This window comes from Streptomyces sp. NPDC049627, assembly GCF_044465645.1.
In the GTDB taxonomy this organism is placed as follows: domain Bacteria; phylum Actinomycetota; class Actinomycetes; order Streptomycetales; family Streptomycetaceae; genus Streptomyces.
In genome coordinates, this window is record NZ_JBITLW010000014.1 from 28,951 (window position 1) to 49,137 (window position 20,187).

Genomic DNA, 20,187 nt, shown 5'->3' on the forward strand with positions numbered 1-20,187 from the left:
TGAACTTTCTGTGGTGCCACCGGTCGTCGCGAAACGATGTCCACGTTCCTGCCCGCCGACCATGCCGTGCGGGCCGAAGGGCTGCTCGTTTCGCTGTGCCCGCGCGTGGACTACGTGATCGTCTTCTACGGCATGGCCGGCCGCCGTCTGTTCGGCCTCGCCCGGACCTAAAGCTGTTCCAGAAGCCCGTGGGCGGGCACTCTGGCGGGCCGTTGCAGATGTGTGGATCATGCGGTGAGGGCGAGGTTGTGCATGCGGGCGACGGCCTGGACGGCGTGATGGAGGCCGTCGCCGCGCTGCCGGCAGTTACGCAGGATCTTGTAGTTCTTCATCCGGGCGAAGGTGTGCTCGACGCGGGCGCGGACTGTTCGGTGGGCGGCATTGTCGGCCTCCCGCAGGGGCGGCAGGCGCCGTTTGCCGCGGCGGCGGTGCGGCACCACCAGGCCGGTGCCCCAGTACGCGCCGTCGGCGAGGACCGTCACTCCGGCGCAGGCGTGGGCCAGGCCGGTGTCTTGAAAGGCATGGGCGTCGGCGGTGTTGCCCGCCACCGGGCGGCCGGTCGCCACCATCAGGCGGGTGTCGGCATCGATGATGACCTGCGCGTTCACCGAGAAGCGGTAGGTGCGGCTGGAGGTGGCTACGCTTCCGTCGCGCATCGGGACGAGCGTGCCGTCCACGATCCACAACCGGTCCACCCCGCCCTCGGCCGGCGGTGCCGGCTCCAGCGCGAGCAGCGGGCCCCCTGCTGAACGGTCCGGCAGACCGTAGTAGACCGCCACCAACAGCACCCGCTCGGCCAGCGGCAGCCGTCACGGCCGGCCCATCCGCGGATGCTCGCCACCCCGCTGCCGCACCGCCCGCACCAGCCGGGTGAACCGATCCGCCCGCAGCCCCGTGAACGTCTCGACCCACACCGGCTCAGACCTCAACACCCCACCTTCACAAGGGAGATGCCCGCCCACGGACTTCTGGAACAGGCTTCAGGGCCTGTTGCGGAAGTGCCGACCGCGCCGCACAACGATGTCTGATTGCCGCCAGCAAGATCCTGCTGCGGTACCCATGCTGGCGGCATGACGATGCCATCCACTACGGACTCAGTGACCGTCCTCTCCGGCATGTATGCGGCTGAGGCGGAGTACCTGGCGGCAGGAGGCCCTGGCGAGGCTTCGTTCGACCTGCTCGCCCCCTTCTTTGCGCCGGATGTCGAACTGCATCAAGCAGATGCTCTGCCCTACGGGGGCACTTGGCGTGGCCACAACGGCATGACGCAGTTCTTCCTCATGATGGGAGAGGTGTGGGAGTCGTTCGACATGGTGGAGCAGGAGTTTCTTGCCACCGGTGAGACTGCGGTCGTGCTCACACAGGTACGTGCTCGCGCTCGCGCGACCGGCCGCGAACTCAACTTCCCGATCCTGCAAGCAATCACGGTCAAGGACGGGCGGATCACCGAGGTCCGTCCCTTCTACTGGGACACGCGGGCTATCGCTGACGCCTGCGCCGTGCCGACACCGACAGACTGAGGTCGACAGCAAAACCACTGGTCACAGCGTTCCATCAAGGACGACCTGTTCGCGGTCAGCGCGGGCGCGCCAGACGAGGACCAGCGCCCGAGCTCATCTCGGTGGGACCTCCGGAAGCAGCGCTGGACGCTGCTTCTGTCCTTGGTGAACCAGGCGATCTTGTCGTAGAAGTGTTCGGCGCCCGGCTTGTCGAAGATCGCACGCGGCAGCCCTTCCATTTGCAGGGCAGGCGTCAGCCCGGTGGAGGTGAAGGCCTCGAACAGCGGGTCGCCGACGCGGTCGATGTTGAAGTCGCCGAGCGCGATGAGGTTGTGGTCCCAGTCGAACTGCCGCACCGTCCAGCCGGCCGACCTGCCACTTGGCAATAGCCCGCAGCTCCGGCACACGTTCAGCGGCCACTTGCCGTAATTGACGTGCAAGGTGACCAGCGTGAACGTCTGACCTGCTGAGAGGAAGCTGACCGCGTGGGCGGTGCGGGCGAACTGCCGGTCCAGCGCGCTCGTACTCACCCCAGCGTCCTGCTCGATCGGCACCACCGGCTCGCACGCCAATCCGGAGGGCTTCACGCGGCGGGTGTCGAACAAGAACGCCAGCCGCTCGTTGTTGCCGGCCTTTCCGAGGGGCACGTCGGTGAGGATGAATGCCCAGTCGTCACCGAGGATTCTGAGCATGTGGCGTAGGGCGCGCAGATTGCCGCGGACCTCCTGCACGGCGACCACATCGAACCGGCGGATCACCGCGGCGATCGCGTGGACGTCTGCGAAGTTCCGCTTCGGCGAGATTCGCTCGCCGGTCTTCCACGCCCTGGTCAAGTCGCCGAAGGCGCGCAGATTCCACGTCACGCCCAGATGGTTGGCTCCCTGCGACTTCGCGCCGGGATCGTCTCATCGAGCACTGCCTCCCACCTCGCCGTGCGTACGGCGACGCTCTGGGGCTGGGCCAGTAATTCTGCGCCTCAGGCACGCGATCCTCCTCGACACAGGAAGCAGACCTTCCCGAGGCTGCGAGATCACCACAACCTGGGCAAGACCCCATTCCGGTGGCAGCAAGATGTACGGGGCGGGGCCATCGCGCAGCAGTGGGTATCGGGTGGCAGCGCACGTGGTGCTGCGGGCGTATGCGGTGGCATCGTGCGGTCGATCAGGTGTAGCGCCAGATCAGGAGCGTGTCGGATGCCAGGCTGACGGCAGGCTGATCCCGCTCGGTAACGGCGGCCCGCTCGGCGGGGTCAAGCCACATGGGACTGGGCCGGTGACTTGAGAAGCCGTTGTGCTTCTCCTTGTTCTGTGACGTTCTGTGACCGGACCTGCGCGCAGGTGCCTGGGGTGTCGCGCTGTGCTGGTTGGTGGAGAAGCTGTTTCGGCATGCGCGTTGGCCCTTTCGAGAGCTTTGGTGGCCAACCGACGGAGCACGCGGGCGAGCGGCGCCGGTAGGGGCGGCCACGGCGGCGGCCCGGACTCGGTCATGGGCGGTCGGCGGGTGCAGCGCGGCATCACGCGTGTGCGGGGCAACTGGACGTCCGGGAAGGGCGGGAACGGAGTGGGTGAGTCGGCAACACCGTGACCGTAAAGCCGGAAAACCTAGGTCAGCCGCTATGGAGCAATATGACGGCGACTGGTGAGGAACGGTCATGGTCCCGTCACACTCGCCGCGCGGAGCGGTCATGGACCGCTGTGAGCCTCCTGTGTGACCCCGCGACAGGTCCGGGGAGAAGGAGAGGCACAGCATGTCCTTGCAGAAGAACGAGAATCGGAAGACGCGGCGAAACCAGAGGGGTCGGCTGACCCTGCGCGGTCTCGCCGTGGCGGGCGCGGGGGCCGTTCTGGCTACCATGATGTCCGCCGCGCCTGCATCCGCCGCGAAGGTGACGCCCGCCAACGATTCGGCGAACGTAGCTACCGCTAGGAGCCAGGCAGCTGAGGACGTCTACTTCGGATGTCCGTCCGGGGCAGTCTGTATCTATGCCCGGGACGACGCTCCAGGGGCTCAGCCCGACCCCGACAAGATTACGAATATCTACTGGAGCTACGGAGCTCACAACCTGAGCAACCAGGTTGGGATGCACTGGCTGGTGAACAATCAAGTCCCCCGCGGATCCAATGCGTGGGTCAGTACATGCACCGGGTACAACGGGGTGAACTGCACCAAGCAGATCCTGCCCTACATGGGTATTCGCCTCAATTTCGACCCGATCAACTCGATCGTTCTCCACCGGCCGTGACCTCAAGTACGACCTGGTGACCTGAGTCGGAGATTCGTCGGCAGTCTTCCGTTCGGTGCTCGACAGCAGCCCGAGCAGGTAAGCACGGGCTGCGGCCCCGGGGCTCAACTCACCGAAACTGCTCTGATCCGGGCGAGACCTGGCCGAACAGCGCCCGCCAGCGGGCAGGGTCTAGGTGTATTGACCTGCGGCCACCGCATGATCTTCAGGAGTTCGCACAACCTCCGATGATCATGCGGTGGCCGTACCCGTTCCCAGCCGGGCCCGACGGTAGATCGCAAAACCAGACCAAACGCTGTATGGCGCGCAAGGGCTTCGACTTCTGGGAGGCGCAGCGACTGAGTCTTGACGAGAGCCGCACGCTCGGCTGGGTCACCGACGATGTCGCCTGGGCGAACAAGCACGGCTACGGCAGCCGTATTGAAGCCAAGCAGGAGCACACCCGGCTGACCAACAAAAACCTCGCCTACCGCACAGCCTCTCCGACGAGCGACGTGCGGCGTACGACAAGGCCCTGGACGAAGGCATCGACGCGCCCGTGATCACGGCCAAGGTGCCCACCGGCGGGACAGTCCGCAAGCGGGTGGGCGGCTGCGTGGCCGAGGCAGAGAAACAGCTGTACGGAGACCGGGTGGCCTGGTTCCGTGCGGAGAAGACGGTGACGGGTCTACAACCCCTTTACGCCCCCCAGGCGATGGCCGACCAACGATTCGCTTCGGCGGTGGCTTCCTGGTCCCGGTGCATGGCTCGTTCCGGCTACACGTACCGCAATCCACAAGAGGCCCGTCAGGCAGCCGTCGAGCAGGGCCTGAAGACAGGCCCTGACAAGGCATTCGAGGCGGAGCGCAAGCTCGCCGTCGCCGATGCGACGTGCGCGAAGAACACCTCGCTCAGGTCCATCGGAAACGAGCGCGAGACCCACTACGTCAACAAGCTTCGCGGCCGGTACGGCAGCTCCCTCGACACCTACGCACGCCTCCAGCTCCAGGCGCTCGCCCGCGCCGCGAAGGTCGTCGAACCGCGCACCTGAGACCCCCGTTCAGGATCTCCCGTGCTGATGGCGCACAGTCGCGACACCACGGCCATGGTCACCACCGTGGATCAGTACACCTCCGACGAGGCAGACAACAGGAGTACATATGCGCAAGTGGGCCACAGCGATCGCGACCACGGGCCTGATGGCCCTCGGTCTCGCCCTCCCAGCGTCCGCCCATGCAGCGGAGCAGGGCCAGTACTGCGATGCGGAGTGGAACAGCCACGGCCGCGACGGCAACGTCCGCGCCTGGAACGGATTCGACTGCACGGGCACGCTCCTCGGAGTCACCCCCGGCAACGACCCCCGACTGGAGCGACAGCTCGGGGCCCTTCCAGGGCAACGACTGGAAGCAGCCGAAGTCCGTCGCGAACAACGGCACGATCGGGGGCAACGACGTTGTCGCCTTCTACCTGGCCCTCAACTACGCCGCCGAGCACGGCTACGTCTGCCTCTCCCCTTACGAGCTGTATGCGGACGACGTGACCGACAACACGTACACCAGCGGCAGCGTACCCACCCACATCTCCTCCCACCGATGGGTACAAAGCTCCGCGTGCGCCGCCAACAGCTGGCTCACCTGACCGAACCCGTAACCGGGACCCCTCCATCGCAAGGCGCCGGCACGACACCGAGGCCGTCCCGGCGACGAGCACGGGTCAACGGGCGGGCCATCGGACTGCAAACAGCAGCTCGATGGCTCGCTCACGTCCCCACCCCGCACACCCAACCCGACCGGCAGGAACAGAGTCGGGTCCGGATTTCCTGAAGGGACCGCTCGGGTCAAGCAGTGCGGCTGCAGTTCTGCTGGCCAGGGCGCGGTAGAGGCGTTCGTACTCGCATGCGAGGCGGTGTCGCCAGCAGGCGTCGAAGTTGCCGTTGCCAATCAGGCGACCGAGCTTGAGGATGACCTCGGCGCCCTGAGGTCCCCAGCGACTGCCGGTGATGTCGAGACCGTCGCCGATCAAGTCGCGTAGGCGCCTTCGATCGGAGCGGCGGCAATCAGCCAGCCCATGCAGAGCGCGGTGTCGTAAAGAAGCTGATCGAGATCGCCGGTGAGGAAGCCGGCGACGCGGGTGTCGACTCCCTCGCGCCGGGTTCTGTACAGCCCTGACCAGGTTCGCCTGGGTGCTGAACTCGGGCGCGGTGCGGGCAGCCTGACCGTGGTACCGGCCTCGACCTGGACCACCCCGAGCTGACTGCAGGCCACGTCGAGCTCCCGTCGCAGATCTCCAAGGCCCGAACGTGCCGAAGCAGCATGTTGAACATGTCGGCGTAGACGTGAAGTGCCTGTTCAGCCATGCGTTTTGGACAGCAGACGGGGTTGAGGGTCCCCAGGGTCCCATGCCCGCGCCGAAGTAACCCTTGTCCGCTGGCGTGGTTGTGGCGTCAGTCCGTCTCGCCGACACCGCGTCCCGCCCACGCGATGTCGTCCACCGCCATCCATGACTCGCCAACCACGGTCGCCGGAGTCACTCCGGTGAACGCCAGAACGTCCCGACGCAGGTGAGACTGGTCGGCGTAGCCGCTGTTCACCGCGACCGCGGCCCCGCCTTCGCCCGCGGCCAGGCGGTGGGCGGCATGGTCGAAGCGGATCGGCCTCGTGGCGCGCCGATCTGCAACCGGAACCGGGACCACAGACGCTTGCGGCTCCATCCGACCTCGGCCGCCAACTCCTCGATCCGGGCCTGGTCGTGGCTGAGAACGAGCCGGTCCCAGGCCCAGGCCACCTGGAGGTCCACCGACGGTCCGGTCTGTGCCCGGCGAACGAGCAACGCCTCCGCCAACGCGAAGCGGTCCTGACACGACGTGGCGTCGCCGAGCCGCTGTCGGATCCCTGCCGCGTCCCGGCCCCACAGGTCGTCGAGGGCGACCACGGTATGGTTCAGCTCCGATGGGGAGGCGCCCAGCACGGCGCACGCGACCAGCGGGGACAGGCGCACCTGCACGCACTCGACGTTCTCGCCTCGCACGCGAACAGCGCCGTGCAGAAACCCGGCGACATGGATTCCCTGCTGCCGACGGCCGGTTACGGCATCCACGACGAGCGGGCCGTTACCGAACTCCAGAACCAGCGTGACGGCCGGGTGCGGGACCACCCGCACATCGACCGGGCCCGCGCTGCCGCCGCGGAACCCGGACATGCTGACGCCGGCTACCCGGCTCGGCCCCGGCGGCCGCGCGACGCCCCCCGGCCACAGTCCCCCGCTCGTGTGTGGTGTCTCGCATATCCCCAGGCTCGTTACGACAGCGGAAGTTCGTCTTTACCGACTGCAGCTGTCGCGTCGGAGGCGGGTGGGGTCGGTGGCCGCGTGGCGACACGGGCGGCGGCCAGCAGGATCAGCACGGCGACGACGGCGAAGACGGAGTTGCCGATCAGGTCGGCGGTGGCAGAGCCGCCGCTTTCGGGTCGGTTGGGGAAGGAGACCCAGGCGTAGGTGAACGTGGCGCCGGCGGCGAGCGCGAAGATGTGCCGACCGTCCCAGCCTTCCTGCCGTGACCATCGTGCGACGAGGAACACGCCGATGGCCACCGTGACGCACCAGACCGCCACGCCGACCCACTCGTACCAGCCCGCGGTGACCAGGACCGCCGGCGCCCACCAGACGCTGGTGCCCCCGAGCGCGGCCAGGCCCACCAGACAGGGCGAGGGTGCCCGTCCGGCCAGCGGCGGGCGCAGCCGGCGGCCGACATGGAACGCCAGCACGACCAGGGCGACGATGACCAGGCCCAAACCGGCGAACTGGGCGGGCGGGGCGAGGAAGCGCTCCTCGGCGAGGGTGCCCCAGAAGACCAGGCCGGCGCCTGCGAGGTACATGATGGCGGTGATCACGAGTCCGGGCGTCCGCAGCCACGGGGTGGTGCGGCGGTCCGGCACCAGCGTCTCGATGATCGCGATGGGCACGCAGATGCTCCAGACAGTGTGCAGGGCCAGGATCGTTGTGGTCAGCTCCACGTTCATCCCGAGCGTGGGCAGGTACGAGTCGCCGCGCAGCAGGTCCTGATCGGCGTACGAGTCGTTCCACAGCAGCTGATCGATCGGGCCCTCCTCGGTCAGCGCGTACGCCGCCGCCAGCAGCACCATCGTCGGCCAGCCGCGGCCGGTTCGCCGGGCGACCTCGCGCACCAGCAGTGCGCCGCCGCCGTACAGCGGCGTGAGGAGGATGCCGATGCCGAATTCGCCGATGGTGAGGTTGCCCAGGAGGAATTCCCCGACGAACGGCGCCAGCACGAACAGCCCCAGAGCAGGCGCGACGCGCCGGAAGCGACCGGCGCTCACGACGAGGTCCACTTCTTGGCCGGCTCAAGGACCGCGATGGCAGCGACCAGAACGGCCAGGACCAGCAAGGGGATGACACAGGCCCACGGATCTTGCGGCCGGCCGCACTGACGGCGAAAGGCCCAGCCCTGCTCGTGCCCGGCGACCCGCTGCACCAACGAGACGATCCCCAAGGGGATGCCGACCAGCACGCACGCGGTCTCGGCGGCATCGATCCAGCGGGCACGCCGGGATGGCTGCTGCGACATTCGCGCCTCCTCAAAAGCGATGCGACCGCATTGGATATCCGGCGAACCTATACTCCGCACATGCCACGCACCGTCGATGACCAGCAGCATGAGCGGCAACGACGCCACATCGCCGAGGGTCTGTGGCGGCTGGTCGCGCGCGCGGGACTGGAGGCCGTCAGCCTGCGCGAGGTGGCCGCCGAATCCGGTGTGTCCATGGGACGCGTGCAGCACTACTTCGCCAGCAAGGACGAGATGCTGCTGTTCGGGCTGCGAATGGCACAGGAGCGCATGGGGGCCCGCATCGAGCAGCGGCTGCGCGACCTGGATGCCGAGCCACGGTCAGAAGACATGCTCAAGGCCATATTGGACGAGCTCCTCGGCGAGCACCCGGACACGCGCCAGGCACTGCTGGTCAGCGTCGCCTTCTACGGCCGGGGCGCGAGCGACCCGGACATCGCCGCCGTATTGTCCGACGGCGACGCCGACATTCGCCGACTGGCCGCAGCCGCCGTACGGGAGGCCCAAGACGCCGGCCGGGCAAGCTCAGCCTTGTCGCCCGAGCGGGAGGGGGACATCCTGCTGACCCTCGCCACGGGCTTCGGTGTCGATGTCGCACTCGGCCAGCGCACCATCGACGACGCACGAGCCACCCTCACCTACGCGCTCGACCGAGCCCTCGGTCACATCGCTTGAGTACGGCAGCGCAAGTTCGTTGTGTGACTGTCGGTCATGGTTGAGTTCGATGTCCGGACGTTTGGGACCGACGGAATACTGCTTCATCGGTGACGGAATCGCTGTCAGAGGTCAGCGGACGAGCTGGGTGACTCTGGCAATCCGTGGGCCATCGGGAGCCGCGGCGCCTCGTCAGAAGATCGAACCTCCGAGGCTCGGGTTCCGCGGGGCGGACTCGGCGGACCCGGGAAACGACCGGAAGCCGATCTGGCGGATCGTGCTTACCGAGTTCGGCACTTCAGGGTGACGATGATGGGCCGAGGGAGACGCCCCTGGCGCGGCGTTCAGTCCGCCTCGGCCTGGCCGAGGTGCGCCTTGCGATGGTTACTGGACCAGCCTAGGCGCTTGCGGTGTGCGACGTCGCCGTCGAGCTGCTCACTCCCTGCTGGAGGGCGCGGGCGGAACGTAGGTGGACCACTGCGGCAGGTGTGACACCCGGGACTTCAGGCAGCGGCCCTCAACACGCGGGGTTCGAGTGATGGGATGCCCGAATTCCCCAGAGTCTGCTCGATTCCGCACTTGGTTGCGTACTGAACGATGAGGTCGAGGTCGGTCCGGACCGTCTTGGCTCAGCCCAGCGTGCCCATCAGGGCGGTGACGTAGGCATCCAGTCGCTCCTCCACAGCCCGCGTCGTCAGGTCTGTCCTCCCTGCCTCCCGCCACGGCTGCGACACCGACTGCACTTCTTCTGAGGCGGTCGTCCCGTCCCGTACCAGCCAGTACAGCCGCTCGCTCGCGGCCGCGGCCAGCACCCCGCCGGCCTCCTCATACGCCTCGGGGAACCGCAGACCCCACTCCGGTCCGTGCAGCAGTGCGAGATTGACGGAGCAGTGCGCCACATCGAGATCCGCCGGGCCCCAGGAGGTCGCTGCCCAGTCGATGACGCCGGTGATCCGGGCACCTGCCGGCCGTGAGGGCGGCACGTCGAACAGCACATTGCCGGGCTGGAAGTCCCGGTGCAGGATCGCCCTTCATAGGGCGGCGCCGGCTTGCGGATCACGTCGATCGCCGCGGCCCATACCGTCGCGTCGGCACCCTTCGGAGTCACGACGGTGTCGGCGGTCGTCACGTCACATACTTTCGGGGCCGCTCAGCGGGTCGCAATGCGTGGATCGCCACGAGTTGGCGGGCCAGCTGAGGAACGCGCGTCTCCAGTCCCTCATCGTCGAGGACCGGTCGGCCCGCCAGATGTGTCATGAGGAGCGATGGATACTCGCAATGCGCGGCGGTCAAATCAACCGCGACCAGTTCAGGAGCCGGCACACCGGTCCCCGGGAGCAGGGTCAGGGCGCCGGCCTCCCTGTTCATCCAGTCCTCGGCGTGCTCCACGTAGAACGGGTTGACGTAGATCCGCAGCACCAGGTCACGGGTGCCTCCGCCCCGCGTGCCGATGGTCAGCCTCCGCATTTCGGCAGTGATGCCGCCGTGCAGCGCCTCGGTTCTGATGATCCGTTCGCCGACCTCCAGTTGCTGGTTCACCCAAGCCGGCGTCAACGGTCGGACGGCCGCCGCCTCATCGTGATGGGTCACCGTGCCACCTCATCATCCGGACGGCGGAACCCGCGAATGCTTTACTGACTTCAGCGTTCGGCTCCGTCCGGTCTGTCGAGAGCGAGCCGTGTCCCGGCTAGGAATCCGCCGAGGAGGCGGTGCCGGTACTGCAGCGCCTTGAGCCGCTTGCGGAGCAGATTCTCCGACTCGCTGAGGGTGCGGGCGGCCAGGTTGGTCAGGCTCCGCTTGATGTGCGCCCACAGGCCCTCCACCGGGCTGAGGTCGGGTGCATACCCGGGCAGCAGGACCACTGTCAGCCAGTCCCGCTCGGCCACGAGTGCCTTCATCGTCTTTGGAGATGTGGGTGCTCAGCCGGTCCCACACCACGATCAGCGGGGGCCTTCAGCAGTTGGTGGGCGCCATCCAGCAGGCGGATGTAGTCCGTCTCCCCAGCGAGCGACGCTCGCCCTTGCGGCCGGTATGCCGACGCACCCGATAGCACAGCCGGGCGGGCAGGCCCGGCCGGAAGCACAGCAGCCCGGCCACCGAGAGCCGTCCGCGGCTGCGGCCGGACACCTTGGCCCTCGGGGTGATGCCGCGCCGGCCCCAGGTGCGGCCCTTGGGCGGCCGGCCGGTCACACCCGCTTGGTCCTCGAGGCAGATAAACGCGCCGGTCGCCGCCCGGAGGGTTTTACCTCCTGCCAGGTCGCCTCCCGCCATGCGGTGTGCGTCCTCGTCGCGTTCGGCGGCGGGCCGGGCAGCCGGCATCTGCACGCTGTAGCCCACCCGGTGCAGCAGCCGAGTCACCCCGGAGACGCTGCAGGAGATGTGAAACTTCCGCCCGATCAGCGTGCGTACCCCTGCTGCGGTCCACACCTGGTCGTCCGCCCAGCCGTGCGCGGCCGGCCCCTCGTCGAGCCACATCGCCGGCTTGGTCTGCAGGTGGGGGCCAAGCCGGCAGTCGTAGCCGGAAGGGCCTCTGGAACACAGCGCCTCGCGCCCACCCGTCCTTCAGGTGCGGCGCCACCAGTAGACCGACTTCTCACTCACCCGTAACTCCGGGCGATGCACGGGACTTCCACGCCCTCCTCGAAGAGGTCAAGGGCCCGCATCCGTAGCTCTTCCCGGCGCCTGCGCTGCTCGGCGGTCAGCCCGCCCGCGTCCGGATACCGCATGCCTCCGGCGTACCTGCCCGGACGGACCGCTTCACCGGTCCCGACACAAATCCAGACCCCGACACGCCGAAGTCAGTACTCCTCCCGCGCGATCCGCGGACGTCTTCGCCGACGCGGCATCCGGGCGGCCGTCCCTCAGCCCGCTGACCAGGTCGGACACGTCTGCGGCGAGGCCGAGCGGGAGGTCGCCCGCCGGGTTTCGATGCCGAGACATACAAGCAGCGCAACGCCGTCGAGCGGTGCATCAATCGCCTCAAGCAATGGTCGGGTTTGGCGATGCGCACCGACAAACTCGCCCTGGCCTATCGGGCGGCCCTGCACCTGGTGGCCATCTTGATCCGGGTCCGCCGCTGAGTTGGGATGACCAGCCCGCAGCGCGGTGATCAGGTCGGCTCGTGCACGACCAGTCGCGACTGCCGCCCCGCGAACGCACTTCGCAGTGCCCGGGCCTCACGGTTCCGTGCGGCGAAGACTCCCTGCTTGTCCACGTGGACGACCAGAACGTCGTAGCTATCGATGACCTGGGAGATGCCTCGAGTCTGGATGGTGTCCCGCCAGGCCTCCGTATTCCGGCCGAACCACTCCGGTAGTCCGCAGGGTCCGGCGACGGCGTCCCAGAAGTCATTGAGCGTCTCGATCGACCGCCCCCGCAGGTCAACCACCAGCTCGGACTCTGCCTTCTTGGCCATGGCAGCAGAGTAACCAACCCCCACCCAGGGTGGGGTTCCAAGGAGACATGCCCTAGCGGGGCGGCCTGACCTCGCGGCGCTGGACCGCCGAAGCGCCTCCGAAGTCGTCGAGGAGGTCGGCGAGGAGTGTGCGGGCGGCGTCGAGGGCCGTGGTGCCGAAGCGGTGCCGGAGGCGTTCTTCCAGTGCCGCCCGGGCGCGGCGGGCGGCGGCGACGGCTTCGTGGCCCCGGGGGGTCAGCGTGACGCGGCGGATACGGGCGTCGTAGGGGTCCGGGAGGCGTTCGGTGTAGCCGAGGCGCTCGAGTTCGGCGACCGCTTTGGAGGCGCCCTGCTGGGTCATGTCGAGCTTCTCGGCGAGCTCGCCGATGGTTGGCCGGGTGTGGAGGAGGTGCTGGAAGACGTAGCCGTGGGACATGCGCAGGTCGGGAAAGCCATGGGCGGCGAGTTCGTCCTGGACGGCGGTGGCGGCGGCGAATCCCACGAAGAGGGCGAGGGTGCCGGTGTCGAGGTCATGTGGGTCGAGTGGCTGTTGCATGAGTCCACTCTGCCATTTGACAACCATAGTTGTGCAACTATGGTTGTGATATGTCGGAGTCCCCTGAGCACCCCAACATCCGCACCGCCATCCGCTACCACGAGGCGGTGTCCCGCTTCGCCGCAGGCGAGGAACTCGCCGCCTTCTTCCACCCGGACGCGGTCCACAGGCAGCTGCCCAACGCCCTCTTTCCCGACGGCACCGTCCGCGATCTGCCGGACCTGATCGCCGCCGCGCAGCAAGGACACAAGCTCCTCGCCGAGCAGCACTTCGAAGTGATCAACGCGGTCGCAGCCGGCGCCCAAGTCGCCCTGGAAGTCACGTGGTCCGGCACACTGGCCGTACCCCTCGGCGACCTGACGGCAGGGCAGGTGCTGCGCGCCCACATCGCGGCTTTCCTCGAATTCCGCGACGGAAAGATCATTGCTCAGCGCAACTACGACTGCTACGAGCGCCTCCGCCCCGCGGCTCCGAGCGAGACCGATCGACAAGCCGAGGCAGGGAAGAGCTCGCCCTGAGCACAGGGTCTCTCGGCACGGTCGCCACAAGAACAAGCATGGGACGCATTCAGCTGCACAGCAGCAGTGACAACACCCACGACGACAAGCGGTGAGGCCGCTCGAGTCAGTCCTGACCGCCCAGCGGCGCGAACGGACGGTGTGGTTGAGGTAGTTGACATGGCGAGGGTGAACTGCCGCAGCGGCCCGAAGTACGCCACGATCGGGTTGGCCCAAGATGCGTTGGTCGGCGCGAAGCAGAGCTCGACCTTGTTCCGGGCTGCCAACCGGCGGGTCTTGCTGCCTTTTGGGGCGGAGAGGTTGTCGAGATGACGTAGATGAGAGCGCCGTTCGGGCAGGCTGCCCGGACAGTCTTGAGCGCGTGGGTGCGGCGGAAGGTGGCCGGGAGCCGGTCGGGCCTGCCCTGCCTGGCCCAGCAGCCCCCGGCGGTCGGGCGGATGCCGAGTGGGCCGAACTCGTCGAAGGCGAAGATGCGGCCAGGGCGCTCGTTCAGGGCGTACTCGATCCGGTCCAACTTGTGCCATGTGGTATCCAGTGAGGGACCCAAGATCAGGACCGGAGCGTCTTCTGGCCCGTCAAACCGGAGCGTCTTCTGGCCCGTCAAAGCGGTATTGCAGGGTGTTCGATGGTGTCTCACTCACCCGCCTGAGCCTCTCATCTGTCACGACAGCCCCTATGACGGGGGTGGTGAGGATGTGGGTCGGATCAGGTGAAAGACCTCTCGGACCACGTGTCGTTTGAGACATTCGACGATTTCGCGCCGGGTCTTGCCCTCCTTGATGCTGCGCTCGTAGAAGTCCTGAGTGCGCGGGTCGGCTTGCAGACGGGTGAACACGATGCGGTGGAGCGCGGCGTTGGCCTGACGGTCGCTGCGGCGGTTGAGGCGGTACCTGCCGGTGTCCCGAGGAACGCTCGACGGGGCTGACCCCGCACAGCGTGGCGAAGGACGCTTCGCTGTCCAGCCGTGCGGGTTGTCCCCCACCGTGATCAGCAAAGCGACGGCCGTGTCCGGGCCGATCCCCACCACGTCGAGCAGTTGCGGGGCATGGCATCTGCGACGAGCACCATCATGTCCGGGGCCGGGGCCCTCAGGGCGCGCAGCGCGCCATCGATGAAGATCGTGCACGCGTAGAAGATCACCGAGAGGCTCAGCAGGAGCGCCCAGATGTCCTGCCGAAGGCCGAAGGGCACCGGCGCGTCCACGCCGAGGACGTCCTCGCCAATCGGGGACCAGATGACGATCGGGACGGAGACCAGGACGGCGACGAGGAATCGGTTGCGCATGTCGGCCACCAGGGCCGCGATCGACATGCCGACGTGTCCGCCGTGGCCCATCGCCTCGTGCGGTGACGGCATCGGCTCGGGAGCATGCCTGGCCTCAGCAGGGGCTTCAGCAACCGCCACGTCCCTGCCGTGCTTCGCGGGCCTGGTTCGGTCTGCCTGCGCGGGCGGGTCCGGCTCGGCCATCGGATCGCACAGGTGCCCCGGCACGGACTGGCCCGCGCAGTGGTAGCCGCACTCCACCACCCAGTCGCGCAGCTCGGCCAGCGAGGTCACAGAGGGGTCGAAGACCACCGTCGCCGTCTCCGATACCGTGCTCACCTCGACCTCGACCACCCCCGGCCGGCGTCCGAGGATGGCCGCGGCCACGTTCTGCTGCGACGCCCACCATGGTCTGCCCAGTTCCAGAACAGCAGTGACACGCTCCTTGCGAGCGCATTCCCTGCGGTCTTGCGCATGGCGCTGCCTAATGACGCCTCCCCTTTCACCGCGAGCAGGCGTGACGTTTGACGCACCCGGACCGCGCACCCGTCGGAACAGGGACACCCCGCAGGCAGGACGGCGGGGAGTGCTGCTCATAGGCGCAGGGTTCGGCGGAGCGCGCCGGTGAGTTCCTCGAACTTCTCCTCGGCCTGGGTGGCGTCGGTGCGGGCGGCGTCGGTGACACAGCTGCGCACGTGGTCGTCGAGGAGACCGAGAGCGACTTCCTGCAGGGCGCGGGTGGCGGCGCTGATCTGGGTGAGGACGTCGATGCAGTAGCGGTCGCCGGTGACCATGCGGGAGATGCCGCGGACCTGGCCCTCGATCTTGTGCAGGCGGGCGAGGTGATCGGCCTTGTGGTCGGCGTATCCGGGCGCCTGCGTGTGCAGTGCGAGGACGGTCGGTGTCGTGGTCACCGTGGTTCGCCTCCTTCGCGCGTGCCGCCGGAGGCGGCGCCGGTGTAGCGGTCCGGGTCGGCTTCGAATGCGGCGGCGCAGTGGTCGGAACAGAAGTAGTAACTGTCTGTTCCGGCGTGTCGCGTTTGCAGGGCGGATGCTTTCTCGATGCTCATGCCGCAGACAGGGTCCCTGACCGCGTTGCCGCCGGGGTGAGGCTGGCGGACGTGGTCGTGAGGGGCCGGGTCGTGGTGCTCGGTGGGTGCAATGGCGCTGGTTGGGGGCCGGTCGGTGGCGGTCTCGACGCGGGGGTGGACGTTCGCGGGCCGCGCCTCCGGCAGCGGGGAAGTGTGCCAGCGGCGGAGCCGGGAGGCGTTGGTGACCACCGACAGGGAGCTGAGCGCCATGGCTGCGGCGGCGATGATCGGGCTCAGGCGCAGACCCCACAGGGGGTAGAGAGCGCCCGCGGCGAGGGGCACGCCGACGGCGTTGTAGACGAGGGCGAAGAACAGGTTCTGCCGGATGTTGCGCATGGTGGCCCGGGACAGGCGGACGGCTGTGACGACGCCGCTGAGGGAGCCGGAGATGAGGGTGATGTCGGCGGCTTCGATGGCGACGTCGGTGCCGGTGCCGATGGCCAGGCCGACATCGGCGGCGGCCAGGGCAGGGGCATCGTTGATGCCGTCGCCGACCATGCCCACCGTGCGTCCCTCACCCTGCAGGCGGCGGATCTCATCGGCTTTGTGCTCAGGCAGCACCTCGGCCAGCACCCGGGTGATGCCGACCTGGGCGGCAATCGCCGCGGCCGTGCGGGCGTTGTCCCCGGTGAGCATGACCACCTCGACGCCCAGATGCTGCAGAGCGGCGATGGCGGCCGCGGAGTCCGCCTTGACGGTGTCGGCCACGGCGAGGACACCAGCGGGTCGGCCGTCGACGGCGGCAAGGACCGGCGTCTTGCCCTGCGCGGAGAAGTCCGCTGCGATGTGCGTGAGTTCGGTGGTGTCGATCCCCACGTCGCCCAGCAGCCGGGAGGTGCCGACCAGCACCGGATGCCCGTCTGCGGTGGCCTGGACGCCCTTGCCGGTGACCGAGTCGAAGCCGGTCGCGGCCGGCCACGCCAGTCCGCGTTCACGAGTGCCGGTGACAATGGCCTGCGCGAGCGGGTGCTCACTGTCGGCCTCGGCCGCCGCCACCAGCTGCAGCAGCCCGGCCTCGTCGAACCCGTCGATCGGGCGGACGTCGGTGAGGACCGGCTTGCCCTCGGTGACGGTGCCGGTCTTGTCCAGCACCACGGTGTCCAGCTTGTGTGCGGTCTCCAGGGCTTCGGCGGAGCGGATGAGGATGCCCGCCTGGGCGCCCTTGCCCGTGCCGACCATCACCGACAGCGGGGTTGCCAGTCCGAGGGCGCACGGGCAGGCGATGATCAGCACCGCGACCGCCGAGACCAGCGCGAGGGTCAGCGCAGGGGACGGGCCCAGGGCGAACCAGAGGGCGAAGGTGCCGATCGCGATGGCGATCACCGCCGGCACGAAGTACGCCGATACGGCGTCGGCGAGCCGCTGGATGGGGGCCTTGGACGCCTGGGCCTGCTGCACCAGGCGGATGATCTGGGCGAGCATCGTGTCCGCGCCGACCTTGGCCGCTCGGACCCGCAGGGAGCCGGTGCCGTTGACGGTGGCGCCGATGACCGTGTCCCCGGTGTGCTTGGTGACCGGCATCGGCTCGCCGGTGACCATTGACTCATCCACCGCCGAGGAGCCGGAGAGGACCTCGGCGTCAACAGGGATCTTCTCTCCGGGCCGGATGACGATCTCGTCCCCGACCACGACGTCCTCGACGGGGACCTCGGTTTCGGTTCCGCCGCGTACGACGCGTGCGGTACGGGCCTGCAGGCCCAGCAGGGCCCGGATGGCCTCGCCGGTGCCGGCCTTCGCCCGGGCCTCAAGCAGCCGGCCGAGCAGGATCAGGGTGAGGATGACGCCGACGGCTTCGAAGTAGACCTCCCGTACGTCCTCCGGCAGCAGGCCGGGGGCGAGGGTGACCAGCAGGCTGAAGCCGTAGGCGGCACTAGTACCGAGGGTGATCAGGGAGTTCATGTCGGCGGCCCGGTGACGCAAGGTCAGCCAGCCCGTCAGGTGGATCGGCCACCCGGTGTAGAACATCACCGGCGTGATCAGCGCCAGCTGCAGCCAGTGGTTCAGCATCCAGCCCGGCACCCAGTCCGCGCCGAAGAGTTCGTGCGCCATCACGGCGAACAGCACCGGGGCGGTCAGCACCGCACCGAGCAGCACCCTGCGGGTCAGGTCCTTGATCTCCGCCTGCCGCTCGGCTGCGTCCGCCGCCTCCGCCTCGGCAGCCGTCCGCTCCTCCCCCGGGGGCGGTCCTTGGGACGGCGGGGCCTCACCGGTGGCGGTGCCGTGGCCGTCGGGGGAAGGCGGCGGGCCCGAGGGCCCGTCGGCAGGTTCGACCAGCAGCGTGCCGTGGATCATGTTCATGCCGCAGGCGAAGCCGAAGGAACCGGGCCGGTCCGGGTTCAGCCGCACGGTGGTACGTGCGTGGGCGGGCAGCCCGGCACCCACCCTGAGGTCGGGGAAGACGACGCGGGAAGTGCACTCCCCGGCCTCCTGCCGGTCGAAGACCAGCTCCACCGGCGTGCCCTGGCGGACCCTGATCAGATCGGGGCTGTAGCCGCCCCGCACCGTCACCTCCACCCGCTGCACACCGTCCTCGATCCGGGCAGCGCCGACGCGCCGGGACCCGAAGAAGTACCAGCCCAGCGTGGCGATCAAGAGCGCGGCGGCGGCAACCACCACGACATCGAGGACACCCATGATCCGCTCGCCTCCCTCGTGGCTCTCTCCTCCACCCTGCGCCCCGGTACCCCTGCCGGGTAGGGGCTGAACGGCCCACGGGTCCTGGACCGTCCGGCCCCAGACCGCGGCATCAGGCCGAGAGACGATACAGATGAGGGCAGCAAGCCCGCCTCATCCGACGGGCTCACAGCCCCGACCTGGTTTCGAACAGGACCGAAGCAGGCGAGGTGGCGATGATGTTCTGGTACGCACACGGTGTCAGCGGGTGGGGCTGGTTCGGCATGTCGGTCGGCATGATCCTGTTCTGGACGGTGATCATCGCAGCCCTGGTGCTGCTCTTCCGCGCCGTCAACGGGCCCCACGAACACACCCACACCACCCCCGCCGCACCCACACCGGAGCAGATTCTCGGTGAGCGGTTCGCCCGCGGGGAGATCGACGAAGAGGAATACCGGCGCCGCCTGGACGCACTGCACGCCGGCCCTCTCACCAAATCCTGAACCCTCGGCCGCACTGGCTGTGGCCCTTGCCCTCCGTGAAGGAGGCCCGTCATGAACGACAAACGCAACTACGGCATGTACGGGCTCGCCGCCGCGATCGTCGTGATCGGAGCCCTGATCGTCGGCGCGTCCCTGGAAAGCCTGGTCTGGCTCGCCCTCGTGGCGGCCTGCCCGCTGATGATGTTCTTCATGATGCGCGGCATGCACGGCCAGGGGATGCATGACAGCCACGATCAGCAGCGCGACGACCAGGAGGACGACCCGCTGCGCAAGCACGACCACCACACCGGCCCGGGCCGGCCCTGACTGCCCAGCGCGGGGGGGGTGAGTGCCATGGCTGCTGTGATCGCCGCGCTGGTCGGGGCGCTGACCCTGGCGGGCATCGTCTACGACATCGCCCGCCTGATCACCCGACGAGCCCCGGCGCCCGCCACTGGCCCGCCTGCGTGGACGGCGCGCGGCACTGGAGGAGGCGGAGCGGTGGCTGGTGGGCCTACGCCTTGACCACCGCGTCGACGCCCCCACCTACCAGCGCCGCATGAGCGGCATTGCCCGCGAACAGCGCCGCACCGGCCTGATCAACCGTGTGGGAGGACATCATGGCTGACGCCGCATACGGCCTGTGGCCGCTGGTCATCCTCAACACCCTGCTCTTCGCGGTGTTCGCCGCCAGCTTCTTCCATCCGAAAACCACGCGGGACTGGCGTGCGATGGGCGCCTACAGCGCGTTCCTGGTCGCACTGTTCACCGAGATGTACGGCATCCCGCTGACCGTCTACCTGCTGGGCAGCTGGCTCGGCTCCAGCTTCCCGCTGCTGAAGGACACCCACGCCGGCGGACACCTGTGGAACGACCTGACCAACTGGCAGGGCGATCCGCACCTGAGCCCCTTCCACCTGGCCAGCTATGTCGCCATCGGCACCGGCTTCTGGCTGATTGCCACCGCCTGGAAGCACCTCCATGCCGCCGCCCAGCACGACGAACTCGCCGTCACAGGCCCGTACGCCTGGGTGCGCCACCCCCAGTACGACGGCTTCCTGCTCATCATGATCGGGTTCCTGCTGCAGTGGCCGACCATCCCGACCCTGATCATGTTCCCGGTGCTGGTCTACGTGTATCTGCGACTGGCCCGCAGCGAAGAACGCGACGTCGCCGCACACTTCGGCCAGCAGTGGACCGGCTACGCGGCACGGACACCGGCGTTCTGGCCCACACTGCGCCCCCGGACGAGCCCGCACGGCAGCGCCCGCGGCAAAACCCGCGATCCGCAGCAGCCCGCCATCCGAAGGTAGGT

The 20,187-nt window shown here is 68.4% G+C and carries 26 protein-coding genes and 4 pseudogenes; 13 read left to right on the top strand and 17 right to left on the bottom strand.

Translation table 11 applies throughout. The features are described from left to right. Positions 1–36 precede the first annotated feature (36 nt). Positions 37–171: a hypothetical protein gene (locus tag ACIBU0_RS33315; RefSeq protein WP_398826015.1), complete on the top strand. Its 135-nt coding sequence runs from the start codon at positions 37–39 to the stop codon at positions 169–171. Between the two features lie 56 nt (positions 172–227). Here ACIBU0_RS33315 and ACIBU0_RS33320 read toward each other — a convergent pair. Beyond that, positions 228–962, bottom strand: a pseudogene (locus tag ACIBU0_RS33320) (transposase). Positions 963–1,070: 108 nt separating this feature from the next. Between ACIBU0_RS33320 and ACIBU0_RS33325 the strand changes: the two are divergent. Next, positions 1,071–1,520: a nuclear transport factor 2 family protein gene (locus ACIBU0_RS33325; protein WP_398826016.1), complete on the top strand. Its 450-nt coding sequence runs from the start codon at positions 1,071–1,073 to the stop codon at positions 1,518–1,520. Here ACIBU0_RS33325 and ACIBU0_RS33330 read toward each other — a convergent pair. Continuing rightward, the gene (locus ACIBU0_RS33330; RefSeq protein WP_398826019.1) at positions 1,463–2,362 is read right to left on the bottom strand and encodes an endonuclease/exonuclease/phosphatase family protein; all 900 of its coding nucleotides are present in this window, start codon (positions 2,360–2,362) and stop codon (positions 1,463–1,465) included. The genes ACIBU0_RS33325 and ACIBU0_RS33330 overlap by 58 nt on opposite strands. Positions 2,363–3,246: 884 nt before the next feature. Here ACIBU0_RS33330 and ACIBU0_RS33335 point away from each other — a divergent pair. The 4 genes from ACIBU0_RS33335 (at position 3,247) to ACIBU0_RS33350 (ending at position 5,358) form a co-directional block, all read left to right on the top strand. Continuing rightward, positions 3,247–3,741 (top strand): hypothetical protein, encoded by a 495-nt coding sequence (locus ACIBU0_RS33335; protein WP_398826022.1) that lies wholly within the window; start codon positions 3,247–3,249, stop codon positions 3,739–3,741. Between the two features lie 299 nt (positions 3,742–4,040). Continuing rightward, positions 4,041–4,283: a hypothetical protein gene (locus ACIBU0_RS33340; protein ID WP_398826025.1), complete on the top strand. Its 243-nt coding sequence runs from the start codon at positions 4,041–4,043 to the stop codon at positions 4,281–4,283. After that, positions 4,280–4,771 (top strand): hypothetical protein, encoded by a 492-nt coding sequence (locus ACIBU0_RS33345; RefSeq protein ID WP_398826028.1) that lies wholly within the window; start codon positions 4,280–4,282, stop codon positions 4,769–4,771. The genes ACIBU0_RS33340 and ACIBU0_RS33345 overlap by 4 nt, the downstream gene beginning before the upstream one ends. 209 nt (positions 4,772–4,980) lie before the next feature. Further along, positions 4,981–5,358, top strand: a complete 378-nt coding sequence (locus tag ACIBU0_RS33350) for a hypothetical protein (RefSeq protein ID WP_398826030.1) — start codon at positions 4,981–4,983, stop codon at positions 5,356–5,358. Positions 5,359–5,738: 380 nt separating this feature from the next. Here ACIBU0_RS33350 and ACIBU0_RS33355 read toward each other — a convergent pair whose 3' ends face one another. From ACIBU0_RS33355 to ACIBU0_RS33370, 4 genes are all read right to left on the bottom strand, one after another. Then, a complete protein-coding gene (locus ACIBU0_RS33355; RefSeq protein ID WP_398826032.1) occupies positions 5,739–5,984 on the bottom strand; it encodes a hypothetical protein in 246 nt (81 codons plus the stop codon). A gap of 322 nt (positions 5,985–6,306) precedes the next feature. Beyond that, positions 6,307–6,918, bottom strand: coding sequence for a hypothetical protein (locus ACIBU0_RS33360; RefSeq protein WP_398826035.1), 612 nt, complete (start codon positions 6,916–6,918; stop codon positions 6,307–6,309). Positions 6,919–7,016: 98 nt separating this feature from the next. Then, positions 7,017–8,054 (bottom strand): DUF998 domain-containing protein, encoded by a 1,038-nt coding sequence (locus ACIBU0_RS33365; protein WP_398826038.1) that lies wholly within the window; start codon positions 8,052–8,054, stop codon positions 7,017–7,019. Further along, positions 8,051–8,302, bottom strand: coding sequence for a hypothetical protein (locus ACIBU0_RS33370; RefSeq protein WP_398826041.1), 252 nt, complete (start codon positions 8,300–8,302; stop codon positions 8,051–8,053). Before ACIBU0_RS33370 ends, ACIBU0_RS33365 begins: the two co-directional genes overlap by 4 nt. A gap of 60 nt (positions 8,303–8,362) precedes the next feature. Between ACIBU0_RS33370 and ACIBU0_RS33375 the strand changes: the two genes are divergently transcribed. Continuing rightward, on the top strand, positions 8,363–8,977 hold the full coding sequence (locus ACIBU0_RS33375) for a TetR/AcrR family transcriptional regulator (RefSeq protein ID WP_398826044.1): 615 nt from the start codon (positions 8,363–8,365) through the stop codon (positions 8,975–8,977). Positions 8,978–9,585: 608 nt separating this feature from the next. Here ACIBU0_RS33375 and ACIBU0_RS33380 read toward each other — a convergent pair. The 4 genes and pseudogenes from ACIBU0_RS33380 to ACIBU0_RS33395 all read right to left on the bottom strand — a co-directional run bounded on the left by ACIBU0_RS33380 (position 9,586) and on the right by ACIBU0_RS33395 (position 11,682). Continuing rightward, positions 9,586–10,546 (bottom strand): annotated as a pseudogene (locus ACIBU0_RS33380) (phosphotransferase family protein). A 50-nt stretch (positions 10,547–10,596) separates the two neighbouring features. Next, positions 10,597–10,854, bottom strand: a complete 258-nt coding sequence (locus ACIBU0_RS33385; RefSeq protein WP_398826047.1) for a transposase — start codon at positions 10,852–10,854, stop codon at positions 10,597–10,599. A 55-nt stretch (positions 10,855–10,909) separates the two neighbouring features. Further along, positions 10,910–11,431, bottom strand: coding sequence for a winged helix-turn-helix domain-containing protein (locus tag ACIBU0_RS33390; RefSeq protein ID WP_398826049.1), 522 nt, complete (start codon positions 11,429–11,431; stop codon positions 10,910–10,912). Between the two features lie 122 nt (positions 11,432–11,553). After that, positions 11,554–11,682: a hypothetical protein gene (locus ACIBU0_RS33395; protein ID WP_398826052.1), complete on the bottom strand. Its 129-nt coding sequence runs from the start codon at positions 11,680–11,682 to the stop codon at positions 11,554–11,556. A 76-nt stretch (positions 11,683–11,758) separates the two neighbouring features. On the opposite strand from ACIBU0_RS33395, the pseudogene ACIBU0_RS33400 reads away from it, so the two are divergent. Continuing rightward, positions 11,759–12,036: pseudogene (locus tag ACIBU0_RS33400) on the top strand (IS5/IS1182 family transposase); the annotation flags it as partial. Positions 12,037–12,065: 29 nt separating this feature from the next. On the opposite strand, the gene ACIBU0_RS33405 reads toward ACIBU0_RS33400, so the two are convergent. Both ACIBU0_RS33405 and ACIBU0_RS33410 read right to left on the bottom strand, forming a co-directional pair. After that, positions 12,066–12,371 carry a barstar family protein gene (locus tag ACIBU0_RS33405; protein WP_398826054.1) on the bottom strand — a complete coding sequence of 102 codons (306 nt, stop codon included), beginning with the start codon at positions 12,369–12,371 and terminating at the stop codon, positions 12,066–12,068. A gap of 52 nt (positions 12,372–12,423) precedes the next feature. Continuing rightward, on the bottom strand, positions 12,424–12,906 hold the full coding sequence (locus ACIBU0_RS33410) for a MarR family winged helix-turn-helix transcriptional regulator (RefSeq protein WP_398826057.1): 483 nt from the start codon (positions 12,904–12,906) through the stop codon (positions 12,424–12,426). A gap of 50 nt (positions 12,907–12,956) precedes the next feature. Here ACIBU0_RS33410 and ACIBU0_RS33415 point away from each other — a divergent pair, with 50 nt between their 5' ends. Then, positions 12,957–13,424 (top strand): nuclear transport factor 2 family protein, encoded by a 468-nt coding sequence (locus ACIBU0_RS33415; protein WP_398826060.1) that lies wholly within the window; start codon positions 12,957–12,959, stop codon positions 13,422–13,424. A 126-nt stretch (positions 13,425–13,550) separates the two neighbouring features. On the opposite strand, the pseudogene ACIBU0_RS33420 reads toward ACIBU0_RS33415, so the two are convergent. The 5 genes and pseudogenes from ACIBU0_RS33420 to ACIBU0_RS33440 all read right to left on the bottom strand — a co-directional run. Continuing rightward, positions 13,551–13,941 (bottom strand): annotated as a pseudogene (locus ACIBU0_RS33420) (IS630 family transposase); the annotation flags it as partial. Positions 13,942–14,097: 156 nt separating this feature from the next. Further along, complete coding sequence (locus tag ACIBU0_RS33425) at positions 14,098–14,451, bottom strand: transposase (protein WP_398826063.1); 354 nt, start codon at positions 14,449–14,451, stop codon at positions 14,098–14,100. Then, positions 14,412–15,074: a cation transporter gene (locus ACIBU0_RS33430; RefSeq protein WP_398826066.1), complete on the bottom strand. Its 663-nt coding sequence runs from the start codon at positions 15,072–15,074 to the stop codon at positions 14,412–14,414. Before ACIBU0_RS33430 ends, ACIBU0_RS33425 begins: the two co-directional genes overlap by 40 nt. A gap of 206 nt (positions 15,075–15,280) precedes the next feature. Further along, positions 15,281–15,601, bottom strand: a complete 321-nt coding sequence (locus ACIBU0_RS33435; RefSeq protein ID WP_398826068.1) for a metal-sensitive transcriptional regulator — start codon at positions 15,599–15,601, stop codon at positions 15,281–15,283. Next, positions 15,598–18,411, bottom strand: a complete 2,814-nt coding sequence (locus ACIBU0_RS33440; RefSeq protein ID WP_398826071.1) for a heavy metal translocating P-type ATPase — start codon at positions 18,409–18,411, stop codon at positions 15,598–15,600. The genes ACIBU0_RS33435 and ACIBU0_RS33440 overlap by 4 nt, the downstream gene beginning before the upstream one ends. A 215-nt stretch (positions 18,412–18,626) precedes the next feature. Here ACIBU0_RS33440 and ACIBU0_RS33445 point away from each other — a divergent pair, with 215 nt between their 5' ends. The 4 genes from ACIBU0_RS33445 (at position 18,627) to ACIBU0_RS33460 (ending at position 20,185) form a co-directional block, all read left to right on the top strand. Continuing rightward, positions 18,627–18,893 (top strand): SHOCT domain-containing protein, encoded by a 267-nt coding sequence (locus ACIBU0_RS33445; protein ID WP_398826647.1) that lies wholly within the window; start codon positions 18,627–18,629, stop codon positions 18,891–18,893. A 51-nt stretch (positions 18,894–18,944) separates the two neighbouring features. Then, entirely contained in the window at positions 18,945–19,199 is a 255-nt protein-coding gene (locus ACIBU0_RS33450) for a DUF2933 domain-containing protein (RefSeq protein WP_398826074.1), read from the top strand. A 27-nt stretch (positions 19,200–19,226) separates the two neighbouring features. Further along, positions 19,227–19,397 (top strand): hypothetical protein, encoded by a 171-nt coding sequence (locus tag ACIBU0_RS33455; protein ID WP_398826077.1) that lies wholly within the window; start codon positions 19,227–19,229, stop codon positions 19,395–19,397. A 95-nt stretch (positions 19,398–19,492) separates the two neighbouring features. Then, entirely contained in the window at positions 19,493–20,185 is a 693-nt protein-coding gene (locus ACIBU0_RS33460) for a methyltransferase family protein (RefSeq protein WP_398826080.1), read from the top strand. Positions 20,186–20,187: the final 2 nt, after the last annotated feature.

Coding starts and splice junctions, on each gene's coding strand:
- ACIBU0_RS33415 (WP_398826060.1), top strand. CDS start 12,957: ATGTCGGAGTCCCCTGAGCACCCCAACATCCGCACCGCCATCCGCTAC.
- ACIBU0_RS33375 (WP_398826044.1), top strand. CDS start 8,363: ATGCCACGCACCGTCGATGACCAGCAGCATGAGCGGCAACGACGCCAC.
- ACIBU0_RS33395 (WP_398826052.1), bottom strand. CDS start 11,682: ATGCGGTATCCGGACGCGGGCGGGCTGACCGCCGAGCAGCGCAGGCGC.
- ACIBU0_RS33325 (WP_398826016.1), top strand. CDS start 1,071: ATGACGATGCCATCCACTACGGACTCAGTGACCGTCCTCTCCGGCATG.
- ACIBU0_RS33370 (WP_398826041.1), bottom strand. CDS start 8,302: ATGTCGCAGCAGCCATCCCGGCGTGCCCGCTGGATCGATGCCGCCGAG.
- ACIBU0_RS33360 (WP_398826035.1), bottom strand. CDS start 6,918: ATGTCCGGGTTCCGCGGCGGCAGCGCGGGCCCGGTCGATGTGCGGGTG.
- ACIBU0_RS33445 (WP_398826647.1), top strand. CDS start 18,627: ATGATGTTCTGGTACGCACACGGTGTCAGCGGGTGGGGCTGGTTCGGC.
- ACIBU0_RS33455 (WP_398826077.1), top strand. CDS start 19,227: ATGGCTGCTGTGATCGCCGCGCTGGTCGGGGCGCTGACCCTGGCGGGC.
- ACIBU0_RS33340 (WP_398826025.1), top strand. CDS start 4,041: ATGGCGCGCAAGGGCTTCGACTTCTGGGAGGCGCAGCGACTGAGTCTT.
- ACIBU0_RS33450 (WP_398826074.1), top strand. CDS start 18,945: ATGAACGACAAACGCAACTACGGCATGTACGGGCTCGCCGCCGCGATC.
- ACIBU0_RS33390 (WP_398826049.1), bottom strand. CDS start 11,431: ATGTGGCTCGACGAGGGGCCGGCCGCGCACGGCTGGGCGGACGACCAG.
- ACIBU0_RS33405 (WP_398826054.1), bottom strand. CDS start 12,371: ATGGCCAAGAAGGCAGAGTCCGAGCTGGTGGTTGACCTGCGGGGGCGG.
- ACIBU0_RS33315 (WP_398826015.1), top strand. CDS start 37: ATGTCCACGTTCCTGCCCGCCGACCATGCCGTGCGGGCCGAAGGGCTG.
- ACIBU0_RS33385 (WP_398826047.1), bottom strand. CDS start 10,854: ATGAAGGCACTCGTGGCCGAGCGGGACTGGCTGACAGTGGTCCTGCTG.
- ACIBU0_RS33335 (WP_398826022.1), top strand. CDS start 3,247: ATGTCCTTGCAGAAGAACGAGAATCGGAAGACGCGGCGAAACCAGAGG.
- ACIBU0_RS33350 (WP_398826030.1), top strand. CDS start 4,981: ATGCGGAGTGGAACAGCCACGGCCGCGACGGCAACGTCCGCGCCTGGA.
- ACIBU0_RS33410 (WP_398826057.1), bottom strand. CDS start 12,906: ATGCAACAGCCACTCGACCCACATGACCTCGACACCGGCACCCTCGCC.
- ACIBU0_RS33460 (WP_398826080.1), top strand. CDS start 19,493: ATGGCTGACGCCGCATACGGCCTGTGGCCGCTGGTCATCCTCAACACC.
- ACIBU0_RS33440 (WP_398826071.1), bottom strand. CDS start 18,411: ATGGGTGTCCTCGATGTCGTGGTGGTTGCCGCCGCCGCGCTCTTGATC.